We start from the raw sequence: 15,092 nt of genomic DNA, 5'->3' as shown, positions 1-15,092 counted from the left end.
GTCGCTTCCCGGCTCCGGGGGCGAGGGATGGTGCCCTGGGGGGGCGAGGGGCGGGGGCCCCGGCGCTGATCGCTCGGCCTGACGGCGCGGACCGCTTGACTTAGGTATGTCGTCATACCTAATATCCCGGGTGTGTCCGACAGCAGTGCCTCCGAACAGCGCATCGACCGCGTCGCCTCCGAGCTCGCGGCCTGCCTGCCTGCCCTGCACCGGGCACTGGACCGGCGGATCGCCGCCGGCTATGCCCACCCGAAGCCGCAGGAGGGCCAGCTCGCGCTGCTGCGGTACGTCGCCCAGCACGAAGGCACGACGGTGCGCGAGGCGGCGGCCGCACTGCTGATGAAGCCGAACAACGTCAGCGCCCTGGTCTCCCAGCTCACGGAGCGGGGAGAGCTGGAGCGGCGGCAGGACGGTGCCGACCGGCGCATCGCCCGCCTCCACCTCACGGCGACCTCCCGGCAGCGCATCGCCGAAGTGTCCGCCCTGGAGCGCGGCTACCTCGGTGAGGCGCTGCTCACGCTGACCGAGGGCGAGATGGACGCGCTCGGCTCCGCCATCGGCGCGCTCAACTCGCTCACGCGCGGTCTCCGCCCCGCAGCCGGCTGACAGACCGGCCCGCTGCGCGCGGGCACGAGGGGCGAGGCACGAAGGGCTCGGGCGCGAGGGGCCGAGGTCCGGTCCGGCTCACCACCGCCGGCCTCGTGTCGGCGCCGCCTCCCTTCCTCCCTTCCGTTCCCTCCATACCCCTCCCCTTCCCCTCCGTCTCCCGGGGCCTGCCGCGTGGCCCGTCCCCGGGACCGGGTGAATCCGGACGGACGTGCGGATTCACGCGGGCGTGAGCCTCGGGCGGGCATCCAGGGAAGTCCGGGGCCACCTCCGGACTCCCCTGGTCCTTCCTGATCCCGGGCGCCCCCGTGCTGCCGCGCGTCCTTTGGTTACCGCACCCCGCACCCCGCACTCCGCATACCGGTGACCGGTTGCTGGTCGACCGGTCGCCTGTCCTGCGGTGCGTATCCCCTTCCGAGAAAGAAACGGGCTTCCTTCATGACGTCCACTTCCGCGGCCCACACGGCCCCGGGCCCGGTGTCCGAGACCGGCAGGACCGCCGGCCGCCGGGGCAACCCCTGGCTCGCTCTGATCGCCGTGTCATTCGGCCTGCTCATGGTGCAGCTCGACGGCTCCGTCGTGGCCATCGCCAACCCGGCGATCGGCAAGGACCTCGGGGCGACCACGGCCGAGCTCCAGTGGGTCACCAATTCCTACCTGCTCGCACTCGCGGCCTCGATGATCCTCGGCGGCAAGCTGGGCGACCGGTTCGGCCGGCGCTTCTACTACCTCGCCGGAGTCGGCGGCTTCGTCGTCACCTCCGTCGCCATCGGTCTGGCGGGCAGCATCGAGGGTGTCATCGCCTTCCGCGCCCTCCAGGGCCTGTGCGGGGGCATCCTCATGCCCAACACCCTGGGCATCCTGCGGGCCGTCTTCCCGCCGCGGCGATTCCCGCTCGCGGTGGGCATCTGGGGCATGGTCTCGGCCGTCTCCACCTCGCTCGGCCCCATCGTCGGCGGCCTGCTCGTCGAACACGTCGACTGGACGTGGGTCTTCTACCTCAACGCGCCGATCGGCCTCGTCGCGCTGCTGTTCAGCATCGCGGTGCTCAAGGAGTCCAGGAACGCGGACGGCGGCGGGCGCTTCGACATCGCCGGTGTCGTCCTCCTCACCGCGGGACTGCTCGCGCTCGTCTTCGGCATCGTCAAGGGCGAGACGTGGGGCTGGATGTCCGGCGGGACCCTCGGGTCCATCGCCCTCGGCCTGGTGCTGCTCGTCGCCTTCGGCTGGTACGAGACCCGGCAGCCGCATCCGCTGCTGCCGATGCGGCTGTTCCGCAACCGTTCACTGACCACCGGCACGGTGATGACGGTGCTGAACTTCTTCGTGATGCTCGGCGGCATCTTCTTCATCATGCTGTACCTGCAGAACGTGCGCGGCTACACGCCGGTCGAGGCCGGCATCAGCACCCTGCCGATGTCGATCGCCTCGCTGTTCGCCTCCCCGATCGGTTCCCAGCTGACCGCGCGGTTCGGGCCGCGGGCCACGATCCCGCTGGGACTGTGCCTGTCCGCCGCGGCCATGTTCGGCATGCTGACGTGGACCGTCGACTCGTCCTACGCGACGATGTGGCCGTCGTACATCGCGATGGGGCTCGGTGTCGGCATCGTGCTGCCCGCCACCGCCGCCGCGATCATCGGCAACGTGCCGGTCAGGGACGGCGGAGTGGCCTCCGGCCTGCAGTCCACGGCGCTCCAGGTCGGTGGTGCGCTCGGCACGTCCGTGCTGGTGACGGTGATCGCCGGCAAGGCCGGTTCGTCGCTGTTCGGTGAGCTGACCGGAGCCGGGGTTCCCGCGTCCGTGGCGCAGGGCCTGCAGAAGGCGGAGGACGCGGTGGCGATGGGCATCGCGCCGGTAACCTCCGACATGCCCGGACCGCTTCGGGCGGCGGTCGTGGAGGGCAGCGGCCAGGCCTTCGTCAACGGCCTGCACTCGGCCGTCACCGTCACCGGCGTGCTCTGCCTGATCGGTGCGGTGGTCGCGGTCGCCGGGATCAAGAGCCGTGCCGCGGAGGCGCGGACTGCGGCGGAGGACGTCCCGGAGCGCGCGGTGGCGGTCGCCGCTCACTGAGGGACGGGGCGCGACGCGGGCGGCGCACCGCCGGTCTCCTGCGGGAGGCCGGCGGTGCGCACGTGTCGGACCGGCGCGTGTACGCGGGAGACCGGCGGTGCGAGGTGATCAACGCCTCCGCATCACCGGTCTCACGCCTTCCCGCCCGTCCGGGGCGGACGCGGGCGCCGCGTCACGTCATGATCGTCAGAGCGCTGGACCAGTTCAGGCCGAGCCGTTCCTGGGACGCCATGTGCAGCAACTGGAACCCCTCCAACTGGCGCGCCCAGTGCAGCGGACCCACGTCCAGCGGGCGGAGCCCGGCCCCGGTCACGAGATCGGCCACGGTCTGCCTGGCCGCGTCGTCGTCCCCGGCGATGAAGACGTCCAGGGGCCGCCCGGCCACCTCTCCCTCCGCGAGCGGACCGGCGAACGTGGTGTTGAACGCCTTGACGACCCGGCTCTTGGGGGCGGCGGCCGCGATCTGCTCCGCTGCGGAGGTGTCGGAGGGTACGACCAGCTTGTCGAAGGTGCTGAAGTCGACGGGGTTGGAGATGTCGACGACGATCGTGCCGTCCAGGTTCTCGGCCCACGCCGCGGCGATGTCGCGCCCGGCCGGATACGGCAGGGCCAGGACGACGACGTCGGAGTCGGCCGCACGGTCGGCGTCGACCGCCGAGACGTCCGCCCCGGACGCGCCCTCGCGCAACTCGGTGGCCAGCTCCTCCGCCTTGGCCCTGGTGCGGTCGTGCAGGCGGAGGCTGTTCCCCCCGGCCAGGACCCGGGTACCGATGCCGCGGCCCATGTGGCCGGCGCCGACGATGGTGACGTTCATGGGGCGCTCCTCGGAAGACGGTCCCCCCTCCCTCCCACCCTCACACCACGATCCGGACGGTGCCACTGTTCCGGGTGTGCGCGTCCGCCTGTGGGCCGAGGGAGCCCGGGCCGTGGTCCCCTTGGTCCCCGTGGTCCGGTCGGCCGTACGGTCGTGTCGTGAGCACCGTCGACGACTCCGCCTACCGCTGCCGAACCGCTGTCCCGGAGGATGCCGAGGCCCTCGGGGCGCTGGACGGCTCCTTCACCACCGACAGGGTCTTCCGCGTCACCGTCACCGAGGAGGGGTTCGCGCTGCGGGAGGTCCCGGTGGACCCGCCCGTCACCAAGGTGTTCCCGGCCGACGCCCAGGACGGCGACGGCGAGGCCGACGCGGACGACGACAACTCCCGTACCTACGTCGCCCATACGCCCGACGGTGCGCCGGTCGGCTTCGTCGCCGTCTCCTACTCCGGCTGGAACCGCCGCCTGGTCGTCGAGGACATCGAGGTCGCCCCCGAGCACCGAGGGCGCGGGGTGGGCAGGGCCCTGATGGCGCTCGCGGTGGAGTTCGCCCGTGAGCGGGGCGCCGGGCATCTCTGGCTGGAAGTCAGCAACATCAACGCACCCGCCATCCACGCGTACCGACGGATGGGCTTCACCTTCTGCGGCCTGGACACGACCCTGTACGACGGCACCGCGTCGGAGGGCGAGCAGGCCCTGTACATGAGCATGCCGTGCCGTTGAGGACGACGCGGGGGTGTGCAACCACCGGCCCGTGCACTGGCCCCTGCCCTGTCTCCTGCTCCGGTCCATGGTTCCGGGAGCCGTGACTCGATGACGTCACGTCACTACCTAGTCCTGCGGTGGAGGCGTTGACGTGTCACCGCAACCGCGCGCCCGACTGTCGACGGTGATGCACTCACCCAACCGGCTGGCCATCCTGGGCGCGCTCCGTCACGTACAGCAGGTCAACTTCTCCGCGCTGCAAGAAGGGTTGGAGCTGTCGACGTCGGAACTCTCGCGTCAGTTGGCGATCTTGGAGAAGGAGGGACTCGTGGAGATCGCCAAGTTCCGCGAGCGACGGCATGCCGTCACCAGAGTCCGCCTCTCGCCTTCGGGGCGGGAGCGGTTCGAGGCATACCTCGACGAGCTGCGCAAGGTCGTGCAGTCGGACCTCGGCAGCTGACGAGGGCGGGTGGCGAGCGGGTTCACCGTCCGTGCCCCGCCTCTCCCAACCCACTGGATCGACCTGGCGGGAGGTGCCCCGGACAGCGAAGAGCCCTGCCGTCCGACGTGGAGGGCAGGGCTCCCGCTTCGACGGAGCGGGGTGGGGCGGCGTCAGGCGTGGGTGACGAAGTCCGCCCAGGCCTCGGGGGACACGGTGACGACGGGACCGGTCATGGCCTTGGAGTCCCGGATGTGCACCGACCCCGTACCGGCGGCGACCTCGACGCAGTCGCCACCCTCTGCTCCGCTGTAGCTGCTCTTGCGCCAGGTGAGGACGAGCGTGATGGGTGGTGAGGACTCGGTGGTGTTCATAGGTCTTCCAGCAGCCTCTCGATGAACTCCAGGGACTCTCTCGGGGTGAGAGCCTGGGATCGGATAATCCCATAGCGGGCCGCGGCCAGCGCCGTCTGCTGCGGGTCGGTCTGGAGAGTGCTGGTTCCCTGGGCCTCCGTGTACGCGAACTTCCTGCCGTCGTCACGCGTGACGACCGTGAACGGACCGTCCACACCCGCGCTCTCCTCGCAGTGGAGCGGAGCAATCTGGATCTCGACGTTGCGTTTCCGACCCACGACGAGCAAGTGCTCCAACTGCTCCCGCAGCACGCCGGTTCCGCCCAGTGGGCGCCGCAGCACCGACTCGTCCATGACGAAGCTCAGCAACGGCGCGGACGGCCGGTCGAAGATGTCCTGGCGGGCGAGGCGTGCAGCGACCCGCTGCTCAATGGTCTCCTGATCCAGCGGCGGCCGCCGCATGGCCAGTACGGCTCTCATGTAGGCCTCGGTCTGGAGGAGGCCCTTGACCACGAGCGTGTCGTAAGCCAGCAGCTCGATGGCCACCTTCTCCAGGCTCGCCATCCCCTGGAAGAACACCGGATACTGGGCCCGTTCCACCTGCTCCTTCCACACCGTCAGCAGGCCGCCCGCGTCCAGTACCTCGTCGGCCCGCTCGATGGTCCTCGGTGACGGGATGCGGCGGCCCTGTTCGTAGGACGCGACGGTGGACGCGGAATAGCCGATGCGGCGTCCGAACTCCTCGCGTTCCAGGCCCGCTCTCAGGCGCAGGGTCTTCAGTGTCCGCCCGAACGCGACGACGACGGCCTGCCCGGTCGTGTCGGCCGCCGCCCCGTCCGTGTCGTCCGTCATGACGGACTCGCCCCCCGGCTTCGTGCCCTCGGTCATCGGTGCCCCCTGTCGCCTCCCGTGCCCAACGGCTTGCCGCCCGGTCCCGTCACGCACCGCGCCACGTACGGGGGGAGGTGGTGCGCGTACAACGGACCGCGTCGTCGGGTCGCCGCTGGTCACGCCGTGCGGCCGACGGGACCGTGGAGGGCGTGACGAATCACCTCCCGGGTGCCGTCGGCACCGTCCGGTCCGCGGTCGAGGCCGATGCGTCGGGCCGCGCCTTCGAGATGCGCTTCACCTCCACCCCGCGCGGTGCGCGCCTGGCCCGCCGGCTGGCCGCGCACCGGCTGGACGCCTGGGGTGTCCCCTACGGGACCGGACCGCACGAGGAGATCGTGGTGGTCGTCGGCGAGCTGGCCGCGAATGCCGTACGGCACGGTCGTGTGGGCGGCCGGGACTTCCACCTCCGCCTGGAGGTGACGGCATGCCCCCGCACGGTGCGCATCGACGTCACCGACACGCGGGGCGACCGGACCCCGCCCGAACCGGCACAGGTGCGGGCGCCGGGGGCGGAGGACGCCGGCGGCCGGGGGTTGCTGCTGGTGGCGGGGCTGGCCGCCCGCTGGGGCTGGTATCCGCGGTGCGACGGCCCGGGCAAGACGGTGTGGGCGGAGTACGCGCTACCGGCCACCGGGTGAGGAGAGGGCGCGGCCCGGGCTTGACCCTGACATCGTGACAAGGTGTCCCCTGGGTGCAGGAGGTGGTTTCGATCAACCCGACCAACGGAACCCCGCAGCAGACCCGAGTGGCCGCCGCCCTGAGTGCCGAGACGTCGTCGGTGCGGCTCCAGGCGGCGATGGCGGCCGGTTCGGCGCCGGACCCCGCCCTGCTGGAGACGCTTGTCGAGCGGTGCGCGGTCGAGCCGGACTTCTTCGTGCGGGACATGCTGACCTGGGCGCTGATCCGCCTCCCGGCGGACCTCACCCTGTCCCGGCTGCGCACGGAGCTGGACTCCGGGCGCGCCCAGGCCCGGAGCCAGGCGCTTCACACGCTGTCCAAGATCGGTGACCGTCGTGCGTACGCCTGGATCAGGCGCCCGCTGCTGCACGACGCCGACGACGAGGTGGCGCGCACCGCGTGGCGGACGGCGGTGGCTCTCGTGCCCGGGGACGAGGAGGAGAGGGCCCGCCTGGGCGACGTGCTCGCGGAGCAGCTCGGGCGGGGCGACCGGACCGTTCGGCTGAGCCTGAGCCGGGCCCTCGTGGACCTGGGGGACGCGGTTTCGCCCGCTCTGGAGAAGGCGGCGGCGGACCCCGACCCGGAGGTGGCCACCCACGCCGCGGCCACCGAGCTGCTGCGCCGGGACCCGGAGGCCGGGTTCGACGCAGCCGTCGAGGAGGCGAAGCGGGTCGTCGCCCTCGGACCGGAACGGCTCGCCGCCGCGGAGGTGGCCGCCGCGACCGCGCGGCCCGTCGGGGACCACGGGGGCGGGACAGCCGGGGCCGCCGCTTCCGAGGGGGCGCCGCATGCTGATCGGTGAGGTGGCGCGGCACTCCGGGGTGAGCACCCGGATGCTGCGCCACTACGACGCCCTCGGGCTGGTGCGGCCGACCGGCCGGACCGTCGGCGGGTACCGGGAGTACTCCGCCGAGGACGTGCGCCGGATCTTCCACGTGCAGAGCCTGCGGTCCCTCGGGCTCTCGCTCCAGCAGATCGGGCGGGCGCTCGAGGATCCTGACTTCACCCCGTCCGCGCTGGTCGGTGATCTGATCCGGTGGACGGAGGACCGGCTGGAGCGGGAGCGCGAGCTGCTCGACAGGCTGCGCGCGATCGACGCGGCGGAGCCCGGTGACTGGCAGGACGTGCTGCGCGTCGTCGCCCTGATGCAGGGCCTCGGGTCGCCCAGCGCGGCGCGCAGGCAGCAGACGGTGCTCGGCCCGGCCGGTGGTGCTGACGGCGCCACCGAGCTGCTGGCCGAGGCGGTCCTCGCGGAGTCTGATCCGCACGTGGCGGGCGCCCTGCGTTGGGCGCTCGCCCGGTCGGCCGACGACGGCGGGGCGGTGGCGTCGCTGGCCGCCGGCCTGGACTCGGACGACGCGGCCGTCCGGCGTCGGGCGGTGCGGGCGGTCGTCGAGCTGGGGGCGGACGCGCCAGGGGCCTCCGCGGCGCTGACGGACGCGCTCGGGGACGAGGACGCGACGGTGCGCGGGCACGCGGCGCTGGCGCTCGGGCGGCGCGGCGCCGGGGACGCCGTCCCGGTGCTGGTCGCCATGGTGGTCGCGGGAGACCACGACGTGGAGGCGGCCGAGGCCCTGGCGTCACTGTCCCGGGACCCCGGCTGCGCGGACCGGATCACCACCGCGCTGACCGCAGAACTCGCCGCCCCCACAGCCCGGTCCGCGGCCCGGATCCGTCTGGTCCAGGCGCTGGTCGAGCTGCCGGGGGACGGCGTGCGGGAGGTCCTCCGGGACCTGACCCGGGACGACGATCCCGCCGTCGCCCTGGTCGCCTCGGCCTTCGTGACGGTGCTCGACGAGCGGTCCACCGGGGAGTGAGCCGCCCGCCCCGCCGGGTGAGGCTCAGCCCGCAGGAGGGAGGCTCAGTCCGCCGGCCGACCTCGGGGGCGTGCGCGGCTCAGTCCGCCGACCGACCTCGGGGCGTGCGCCGTTCAGTCCGCCGAGCGGCGCAGTTCGCGGGCGCGCAGCGCGATCTGCATCTCGAACTGGGCGGCGGGGTCGCGCAGTTCCTCGCCGAACACCTCCTCCAGCTGGCGCAGCCGGTAGCGCACCGTCTGCGCGTGCACGGCGAGGCGCTGGGCGACCTCGCTGGCGTTGCGGGCACAGCTGAGCCAGCACAGCAGCGTCTCGGCGAGCCGTTCACGCTGCGGGGAGCGCACGGCGTCGAGCGGGGCGAGGCGCTGCCGGGCGAGTTCGTCGACCAACTCCTCGTCGCGGAACAGCAGCAGGGTGGTCAGGTGGTCGGCGCACCGGACGAGGCCGCTGCCGGGCAGGATGCCGCGCTGCGCGAGGTCGAGCGCGTCGCGGGCCCAGCGCAGCGAGCGGGCGCCCGCGTCGAGCGGGACGGTGGGGCCGAGCGCGCCCCGCAGGCCGCGTAAGACCCCGGCGACGGCCCGTTCGCGGCCCGGTCCCTCCGGGTCCGGCACCACGAGAACGCCCGGCCGGCCGTCGAGCCGGGCGAGGAACTCCGGCGGCACGATGCGGTTGACGGTGTCGGGCTCCCCGGTGTGCTCCGTGACGACGACGGCGATGTCCCGGGGGAGCGGCCACTGCGCGGTGCGGGCGAGCTCGGCGACCGCCTCGGGGGAGACGGCCGCGTCACCGGTCAGCAGGTCGATCAACCGGCTGCGCCGCTGCTGGAGTTCGCCGGCGGCGTGCAACCGGGCCTCGGTGTAGCCGCTGGTGGTGGCGGCCGCCATCTCGTCCAGGTGCAGGAACATGGTTTCGCCGAACGCGATGAGTTCCTGCGGCGGCAGCCGGTGGACGTCGACGAGTTCGCTCACCCGGCGCCAGGTCACCCGCGCGCCGAGCCGCAGCGCCGCCTGGAAGGAGTCGAGGCTGCGCCCCTCGTCGGCCTCGCCCTGCCCGATGCGCCGGTACGTGGCCCTGACGTCGTCCCAGTCGGCCCCCGAGCCGGACAGGCGGGACAGGAAGCCCTCCAGGGCCTGTTCGACGCCCCGGTTGACCACGTGCATGTACGTCTCGTCCGTCGGCCGGGCGTACTCGGGGATCTCGGTGCGGATGGCCTGTACGACGTCCTCGGTGATCTCACGGAGGAATGGCCGCAGGTGGTCCTGGAGTTCAGCCGGGAGGTCCGTGGTGCGGGCGTGATCCGGTCCGTGCGGGATCCTGGTGCGGGCGTCGTCCATGGGGCTCCCTCGGTGTCAGGGACATCAAAGGCGGGCCCCGTGACCTTACCGGGGAGTAAGTCCCCGGGCCCGTCGGTGTCCGACAGATCCGGCAGCGATGCTTGTTATGCAAGTGACAACGATACGGTTCGTCCCTGCGCGTCCGCACACAAGTGGGCACAGCGTGCCATGGGCCACCATCCCGGCATGACGGATCTGTTCGAGCGACGGCCCGCCGAGGAACCCGGCGTGGGCTTCTACCCGCACGGCGTCCCGTGGTCCCTGCCCGTGCCCCGGGAGACGCTGCCCGACCTGCTCGACGGCGCGGCCCGCAGGTACGGGGGACGCACGGCCCTGGCCGCCCGGGGGCACCGTACCGGCTTCCGCGCGCTGCGCCGGACGGCCGCACGACTCGCCCCGGCACTGTCCCGGCTGGGCCTGCGGCGCGGCGACCACCTGGCGCTGCTGCTGCCGGACTGCCCGGAGGCGGTGGTGCTGTGCCACGCCGCGTGGCGGCTCGGCGTGGTCGTCGTACCCGGGAGCATTCGTGATCCCGGGCGGGCCCTGGCGCACGCGGCGGTGGCCGCCGTCCCGGAGGACCGGCTGTCCGAGGTGGCCGCTCGCGCGGACCGCGCGCTCCTGCGCGCCGTGGTGACCGTCCCGGTCGCCGCGGAGGGCAGGAGGGCGGGCGCTTCCTCCCGGACCGGGGGGCGGGAGGAAGCGGGGAAGCCGGTCGCGGGGGAGCCGGTCGCGGAACCGGCCGCGGCCGTCCGGCCCGCCGCGACCGTCCCGAACATCCCCGCCCAGCGCACGAGTTCGAGGCCGGTGCACACCGGCGTCGGCCCGCGGGCCGTCCCGGCGCGGCGCGGGCCGGTGGACATCGTGTCCTACCGGGACCTCGACCGGCGGGCGGGCGGCTCGCGGCCGGACCCGGTACGGGACTGGGACTGGTCCGGCGGGCCCGAACCCGACGACGTCGCCGTCGTCGTGCACCGGCGGGACGGCACCCGGATCTCACTGCCGCACCGCGCGATCGTGGCGGCGGCCCACCAGATCGTGGCGTGGCACACCGGCCCGTTGCCGCGCCGGCCCCGTCTGCTCTCCCTGGTCCCGCTGTCCGACGCCCGGGGGATCGTCCTGGTGACGGCGGCCCTGCTGGCCGGGTTCCGCACGGTGCTGGCGCCCGGCGGCGACCCGTCGGGCGTGCTGCGGGCGGCGCGCCGGCACACGCCCACCGTGCTGGTGGCCCCGCCCGCCGCACTGGGCCGGCTCCTGGCGTGCTCCGCCCGGGAACGGCAGGCGCTGGCCGCGGTGCGCACCATCGTCACGGCTCCGCTGGACGTCACCACCGGCGAGCGGTTACGGGCGGCGGTGGGCGCCCGCGTCGTGGAGGCGTACGGGCCCACCGCCGCCGCGGGCGTCGCCCTGGCCAACCCGCTCACCGACGGCGCCCGCCCGGGGACGGCGGGAGTGGCCCTGCCGCGCACCCGGGCCCGGATCGCCGTCGAGGGGTTCGCGGGCGTGGAGGCGCTGCCGGGCCACGCCGGTGAACTGCTGCTGCACGGACCGCAGATCGGCGACGACCAGGGCCGCCGGGCGGGCGGCTGGCTGCGCACGGGGTGCCGCGCGGTGCGCGGTCCGGACGGGTTCGTCACCCTGCTGGGGCGGACGGGGGACCGGTAGTGGCTGCGTCGCGTGCGCAATTCCCCGGGGCCACCGGGCTACCGGGCCACCGGGCCACCGGACCACCGGGGTCACCGGGCCATCGGGCCATCGAGCCTCAGGCTCCGAGGTCTCGCCGCCGTGCCGATCATGACGGCCGTCGATCGGACAGGAGCCCTGATCGGGTGATCATGGGCCCGGCCCGGCCCGGCATGGGATTGGGCCCGGCCCGGCCCGGCATGGGATTGGACCCGGCCCGGTCCGGCATGGGATCGGACCCGGCGGTGGGCGGGAGAAAATCGAGGGAGCGGGCGACCGTGCGCTGTTACGGTCGGGCGCCATGAGCTGGCTTCCCGAGGACTTCGTCCACCCCGTCCAGGTACCGCTGCCGGGCGGTGGTCATCATCTGCGGCCGATCCGGGAGGCGGACACCCCGCTCGACTATCCGGCCGTGATGGGTTCGCGTGAGCGGCTGTGGACCATCTTCGGCCCGGCCTGGGGCTGGCCCGCGGCCACCATGACCTACGAGGCCGACCGGGCCGACCTGGTGCGCCACGAGCAGGAGATCGCCGCGCACCAGTCCTTCAACTACGCGCTGTTCGACGCGGCGGAGACGGCCCTGCTCGGGTGTGTCTACATCGACCCGCCGGAGAGGGCCGGCGCGGACGGCGAGATCTCCTGGTGGGTGGTGGACGACCTGGTGGGCAGCGAGGTCGAGCAGGCCCTCGACGCGCTGGTGCCGCAGTGGATCGCCGCCGACTGGCCGTTCCAGCAGCCGCGCTTCCTCGGCCGCGACATCTCCTGGTCGGACTGGCTCGCCCTGCCGGAGCACCCCGACGCGCGAGTGCCGTGAACGGGTGCGGACGGCACCGGGCGACGGGCCCGGTGCCGTCCGCCCGCCCCGACCCCAGGGGGCGTGCCCCTCGGGGGCGTGGGGCCGGGGTGGCTCGCACGGCGCGGCTCGGACGATGCGGCTCGCGGCTCGCACGGCGCGGCCCGCGGCCCGGACGGTACAGCTCGGACGAGGTGTGACTCAGACCGCTGCCGGGGCCGGGGTGCCGTCGTGGCCGGCTGCCGAGGCGGCCTGGGCCGCCTCCTCGGTGGAGCGCTCCGAGCGGATGCCGAGCATGCCGAAGGCGGTCAGGCCCGCGGCGACGAGGGCCGCCACCCCGCACACCAGGTAGGCCGTGTGGAAGCCGCTGCCCAGGGCCTCCAGGGCGACACCGTGGGCGGCGGAGCCGGGGGCGCCCGGCGGCAGGCTGTTCACGGCGATGGGTCCGCCGGCCTCGGCGATCTGCCGTGCGGCGGCCATCTGGTCGGCGGGCAGGTCCGCGCCGGCGAGGCCGGACATGAAGGCCGAGCCCGCGTTGCTCAGGGCGACGGCGCTGACGACCACGGGACCGAGGACGAAGCCGAGGTCGCGCAGCATGTTGGTGGTGGCGCTGGCCATGCCCGCCAGGTGCAGCGGGACGCTGTTCAGCGCCACGGCCGTCACCGAGCTGACGGTGCAGGCGAAGCCGACGCCGATGAGCAGGGCCGGGGCGACGAACGCGCCGAGGCTCGTGTCGGTGACGTCGAGCCGGGTGGCCAGCAGGCAGCCCGCCGCCATCACCAGGAACCCGGAGGTGAGCAGCCAGGCCGGGGCGACCCGGTGCAGCAGGCGCGAGACGACGGGGATGAGCAGGAAGGCGGGGCCCTGGAGGAGCAGGAAGGGCACCGCCACGCGGAGCGGGTCCTGGTGCTGGACGGGGCCGAGCCACATGCTCGTCGCGAAGCAGGCGCCGAGGAAGGCCAGCATGCCGATCACCGCGACGACGGACGACACGGTGAAGGCCCGGTTGCGGAACAGCTTCAGGTCGAAGATCGGTGACTCGGCACCCAGCTCCACCAGGACGAACCCGGCCAGGAAGCAGGCGCCGAGGCCGAAGGCGAGCATGACGGGCAGGGTGGTCCAGCCCGACTCGGGGCCCTCGACGGCGCCGTACAGGACGAGGATCAGGCCGAGGGCGAAGGTGATCTGGCCCGGGACGTCCAGCTTGCGGCCCTCGGGGGCCTTGGACTCCGTCGCCAGCAGGGCGGTGACCACCATGCTGACCAGGGCGAGCCCCACGAGCACCCAGAACGAGCCGCGCCACGAGCCGACCTTGGCGAACATGCCGCCGAGCAGCGGGGAGAGGGCGGCACCGGCCGACAGGAAGCCGCTCCACAGGGCGACCGCGTGCGCGCGTTCCCGCTTGGTGCGGGTGACCGCGGTGATCGCGGTCAGCGAGCCGGGGAACATGGCTCCGGCGCCGAGGCCGTTGAGGGCGGCACCGACCCACAGGACCTGCACGGTGGGCGCGAGCGCGGCCACGGAGCTGCCCGCCACGACCAGGGCGGTACCGGCGACGACCAGACGCCGGCGGCCGAAGAGGTCACCGAGGACACCGAAGGTGAACTCGAAGCAGACCACCGCGATCATGAAGGTCGCGGTGATCCAGGTGAGCTGGGATCCGTGGGTGTTGAGGTCCTGCTGGAACAGTCCGTTCAGCGAGGCCGGCAGCGCGTTCGCGACCTGGGCGACGAACACCGCGCCACAGGCGGCGGCCAGCGTGCCCGCGTAGCCCGGCATCCGGACAGCCCCCGCGGTTGGGCCCTGGGACGTCGACGTCCCGTTGTTGACGGTCATTGCTGTGATCTCCATGGCTGGGGAAAGAGGGCGTCCCGGGAACGGGAGCCTGGAGAGCCGTGAGGCGACAGCCCGGCGGTCGCGGTGGGGGAAGGGCACGACAGCGGGTCGGGCGTGATGCCGTGGAGAATGGCATTGGCTTTACGTGGCGTCAATGCTTTGAGCATGCCCTAAAGTAAGCAACTGCTCCGTAAGGCAAGGTTTCCGCATGTCGCCTCAGGGGGCGGACCGGTTCGTGGCCGCCCGCCCTGCACAGTCTGTAAGGAAGGCTTACGTAACGTGTGGAGTGGTGTCGGTCCGCCCGTTCGGCGGGCAGAGCCGCGCGTTAGGATCCGGGGCATGGCGAACCTTCGTGAAGCGCACAAGCAGATGACGCGCCGTCTGCTGCTGGAATCGGCGCTCGAACTCTTCGACGCGAAGGGGTACGCCGGCACCACGGTGGACGACATCGCGACCGCCGCGGGCACCACGCGCGTCACCTTCTACGCGTACTTCCCCTCCCGCAGCGAGCTGATGAGGGCGCTCATCGACGAGCGGCTCAACGAGGCGCTGCGCCGGGTCCGTTCCGCCGAACACGGTTCCACGGCCCACGACCTGGTCGCGACCGTCGCCGAGGGCACACCGGAGGCGATCGCGGCGTGGCTGCGGCAGACCGCCGAGCGGTGGCCGGACATCCGGCCCATCATCCGTGCCGGGCGCGCCGCCGCCGTGGTCGATCCGGAGCTCACCGACCTGGTGGAGGGCTGGCTGGAGGAGGCGATCAGCGACATCGAGGACGGTCTGGACCGCGCGGGCCGCTTCGAACCGCACCAGCGCCGCTTCCGCGGCGTCCTCGCGATGGCCCAGTTGGACTTCGTCGCCCAGAACTGGCACCGCGCCGACTGGAAGCTCAGCCGGGACCAGATGCTGGACGAACTCGGCGAGAGCTGGGTACGGCTCCTGACCTGACCTGACCTGACCGGGCCTGCCCTGCCCTGGCCTGACTCGACCTGACCGGGTCTCACCGGGCCTGGTGTGGCCTCTCACCGGGCCTCGCGTGGCCTGGCCTCTCAGCGGGCCTGCCGCACACCGAGCCGCT

The 15,092-nt window shown here is 73.3% G+C and carries 15 protein-coding genes; 10 read left to right on the top strand and 5 right to left on the bottom strand.

From position 1 onward, the window contains the following. Positions 1-132: 132 nt before the first annotated feature. Together ACSU53_RS06855 and ACSU53_RS06850 are read left to right on the top strand one after the other, a co-directional pair. Positions 133-606, top strand: coding sequence for a MarR family winged helix-turn-helix transcriptional regulator (locus ACSU53_RS06855; RefSeq protein ID WP_437025592.1), 474 nt, complete (start codon positions 133-135; stop codon positions 604-606). 438 nt (positions 607-1,044) lie between these two features. Further along, positions 1,045-2,676, top strand: a complete 1,632-nt coding sequence (locus ACSU53_RS06850; RefSeq protein ID WP_437025590.1) for a DHA2 family efflux MFS transporter permease subunit — start codon at positions 1,045-1,047, stop codon at positions 2,674-2,676. Positions 2,677-2,848: 172 nt separating this feature from the next. On the opposite strand, the gene ACSU53_RS06845 is transcribed toward ACSU53_RS06850, so the two are convergent. Beyond that, positions 2,849-3,490 (bottom strand): NADPH-dependent F420 reductase, encoded by a 642-nt coding sequence (locus ACSU53_RS06845; RefSeq protein ID WP_437025588.1) that lies wholly within the window; start codon positions 3,488-3,490, stop codon positions 2,849-2,851. Positions 3,491-3,648: 158 nt separating this feature from the next. On the opposite strand from ACSU53_RS06845, the gene ACSU53_RS06840 reads away from it, so the two are divergent. Then, positions 3,649-4,215 carry a GNAT family N-acetyltransferase gene (locus tag ACSU53_RS06840; RefSeq protein WP_437025586.1) on the top strand — a complete coding sequence of 189 codons (567 nt, stop codon included), beginning with the start codon at positions 3,649-3,651 and terminating at the stop codon, positions 4,213-4,215. A 169-nt stretch (positions 4,216-4,384) separates the two neighbouring features. Next, positions 4,385-4,657 carry a transcriptional regulator gene (locus tag ACSU53_RS06835; protein ID WP_192232704.1) on the top strand — a complete coding sequence of 91 codons (273 nt, stop codon included), beginning with the start codon at positions 4,385-4,387 and terminating at the stop codon, positions 4,655-4,657. A 152-nt stretch (positions 4,658-4,809) separates the two neighbouring features. Here ACSU53_RS06835 and ACSU53_RS06830 read toward each other — a convergent pair whose 3' ends face one another. Together ACSU53_RS06830 and ACSU53_RS06825 are read right to left on the bottom strand one after the other, a co-directional pair. Then, positions 4,810-5,010, bottom strand: a complete 201-nt coding sequence (locus tag ACSU53_RS06830) for a DUF397 domain-containing protein (RefSeq protein WP_437025585.1) — start codon at positions 5,008-5,010, stop codon at positions 4,810-4,812. Next, positions 5,007-5,876 (bottom strand): helix-turn-helix domain-containing protein, encoded by an 870-nt coding sequence (locus ACSU53_RS06825; RefSeq protein ID WP_437025583.1) that lies wholly within the window; start codon positions 5,874-5,876, stop codon positions 5,007-5,009. The genes ACSU53_RS06830 and ACSU53_RS06825 overlap by 4 nt, the downstream gene beginning before the upstream one ends. 152 nt (positions 5,877-6,028) lie before the next feature. Here ACSU53_RS06825 and ACSU53_RS06820 point away from each other — a divergent pair, with 152 nt between their 5' ends. From ACSU53_RS06820 to ACSU53_RS06810, 3 genes are read left to right on the top strand one after another with little or no spacing between them, the layout of a single operon-like run. After that, positions 6,029-6,517: an ATP-binding protein gene (locus ACSU53_RS06820; protein WP_437025581.1), complete on the top strand. Its 489-nt coding sequence runs from the start codon at positions 6,029-6,031 to the stop codon at positions 6,515-6,517. 53 nt (positions 6,518-6,570) lie between these two features. Next, the gene (locus ACSU53_RS06815) at positions 6,571-7,359 is read left to right on the top strand and encodes a HEAT repeat domain-containing protein (RefSeq protein ID WP_437025579.1); all 789 of its coding nucleotides are present in this window, start codon (positions 6,571-6,573) and stop codon (positions 7,357-7,359) included. Beyond that, positions 7,346-8,374, top strand: coding sequence for a MerR family transcriptional regulator (locus ACSU53_RS06810; protein ID WP_437025577.1), 1,029 nt, complete (start codon positions 7,346-7,348; stop codon positions 8,372-8,374). The genes ACSU53_RS06815 and ACSU53_RS06810 overlap by 14 nt, the downstream gene beginning before the upstream one ends. Positions 8,375-8,487: 113 nt before the next feature. On the opposite strand, the gene ACSU53_RS06805 is transcribed toward ACSU53_RS06810, so the two are convergent. Further along, positions 8,488-9,705, bottom strand: a complete 1,218-nt coding sequence (locus ACSU53_RS06805; protein WP_437025575.1) for a PucR family transcriptional regulator — start codon at positions 9,703-9,705, stop codon at positions 8,488-8,490. 186 nt (positions 9,706-9,891) lie between these two features. On the opposite strand from ACSU53_RS06805, the gene ACSU53_RS06800 reads away from it, so the two are divergent. Then, positions 9,892-11,367: an AMP-binding protein gene (locus ACSU53_RS06800; RefSeq protein ID WP_437025573.1), complete on the top strand. Its 1,476-nt coding sequence runs from the start codon at positions 9,892-9,894 to the stop codon at positions 11,365-11,367. Positions 11,368-11,686: 319 nt separating this feature from the next. Beyond that, entirely contained in the window at positions 11,687-12,199 is a 513-nt protein-coding gene (locus ACSU53_RS06795) for a GNAT family N-acetyltransferase (RefSeq protein ID WP_437025571.1), read from the top strand. 180 nt (positions 12,200-12,379) lie between these two features. Here the strand turns inward: ACSU53_RS06795 and ACSU53_RS06790 are convergent, their stop codons facing one another. Continuing rightward, the gene (locus tag ACSU53_RS06790) at positions 12,380-14,014 is read right to left on the bottom strand and encodes an MFS transporter (RefSeq protein ID WP_437025569.1); all 1,635 of its coding nucleotides are present in this window, start codon (positions 14,012-14,014) and stop codon (positions 12,380-12,382) included. A 339-nt stretch (positions 14,015-14,353) separates the two neighbouring features. Between ACSU53_RS06790 and ACSU53_RS06785 the strand changes: the two genes are divergently transcribed. Next, entirely contained in the window at positions 14,354-14,962 is a 609-nt protein-coding gene (locus ACSU53_RS06785; RefSeq protein WP_437025567.1) for a TetR/AcrR family transcriptional regulator, read from the top strand. Positions 14,963-15,092 lie beyond the last annotated feature (130 nt).

It is taken from the genome of Streptomyces sp. enrichment culture (genome assembly GCF_964273255.1).
Lineage (GTDB): Bacteria > Actinomycetota > Actinomycetes > Streptomycetales > Streptomycetaceae > Streptomyces.
The sequence above is the reverse complement of the archived record's forward strand: the minus strand, read 5'-3'. Positions and strand labels throughout refer to the sequence as shown.

What these genes read in the sequence shown, in the direction of transcription:
- ACSU53_RS06835 (WP_192232704.1), top strand. Translation starts at nt 4,385, where the DNA reads ATGCACTCACCCAACCGGCTGGCCATCCTGGGCGCGCTCCGTCACGTA.
- ACSU53_RS06790 (WP_437025569.1), bottom strand. Translation starts at nt 14,014, where the DNA reads ATGACCGTCAACAACGGGACGTCGACGTCCCAGGGCCCAACCGCGGGG.
- ACSU53_RS06800 (WP_437025573.1), top strand. Translation starts at nt 9,892, where the DNA reads ATGACGGATCTGTTCGAGCGACGGCCCGCCGAGGAACCCGGCGTGGGC.
- ACSU53_RS06805 (WP_437025575.1), bottom strand. Translation starts at nt 9,705, where the DNA reads ATGGACGACGCCCGCACCAGGATCCCGCACGGACCGGATCACGCCCGC.
- ACSU53_RS06850 (WP_437025590.1), top strand. Translation starts at nt 1,045, where the DNA reads ATGACGTCCACTTCCGCGGCCCACACGGCCCCGGGCCCGGTGTCCGAG.
- ACSU53_RS06845 (WP_437025588.1), bottom strand. Translation starts at nt 3,490, where the DNA reads ATGAACGTCACCATCGTCGGCGCCGGCCACATGGGCCGCGGCATCGGT.
- ACSU53_RS06795 (WP_437025571.1), top strand. Translation starts at nt 11,687, where the DNA reads ATGAGCTGGCTTCCCGAGGACTTCGTCCACCCCGTCCAGGTACCGCTG.
- ACSU53_RS06810 (WP_437025577.1), top strand. Translation starts at nt 7,346, where the DNA reads ATGCTGATCGGTGAGGTGGCGCGGCACTCCGGGGTGAGCACCCGGATG.
- ACSU53_RS06785 (WP_437025567.1), top strand. Translation starts at nt 14,354, where the DNA reads ATGGCGAACCTTCGTGAAGCGCACAAGCAGATGACGCGCCGTCTGCTG.
- ACSU53_RS06825 (WP_437025583.1), bottom strand. Translation starts at nt 5,876, where the DNA reads ATGACCGAGGGCACGAAGCCGGGGGGCGAGTCCGTCATGACGGACGAC.
- ACSU53_RS06830 (WP_437025585.1), bottom strand. Translation starts at nt 5,010, where the DNA reads ATGAACACCACCGAGTCCTCACCACCCATCACGCTCGTCCTCACCTGG.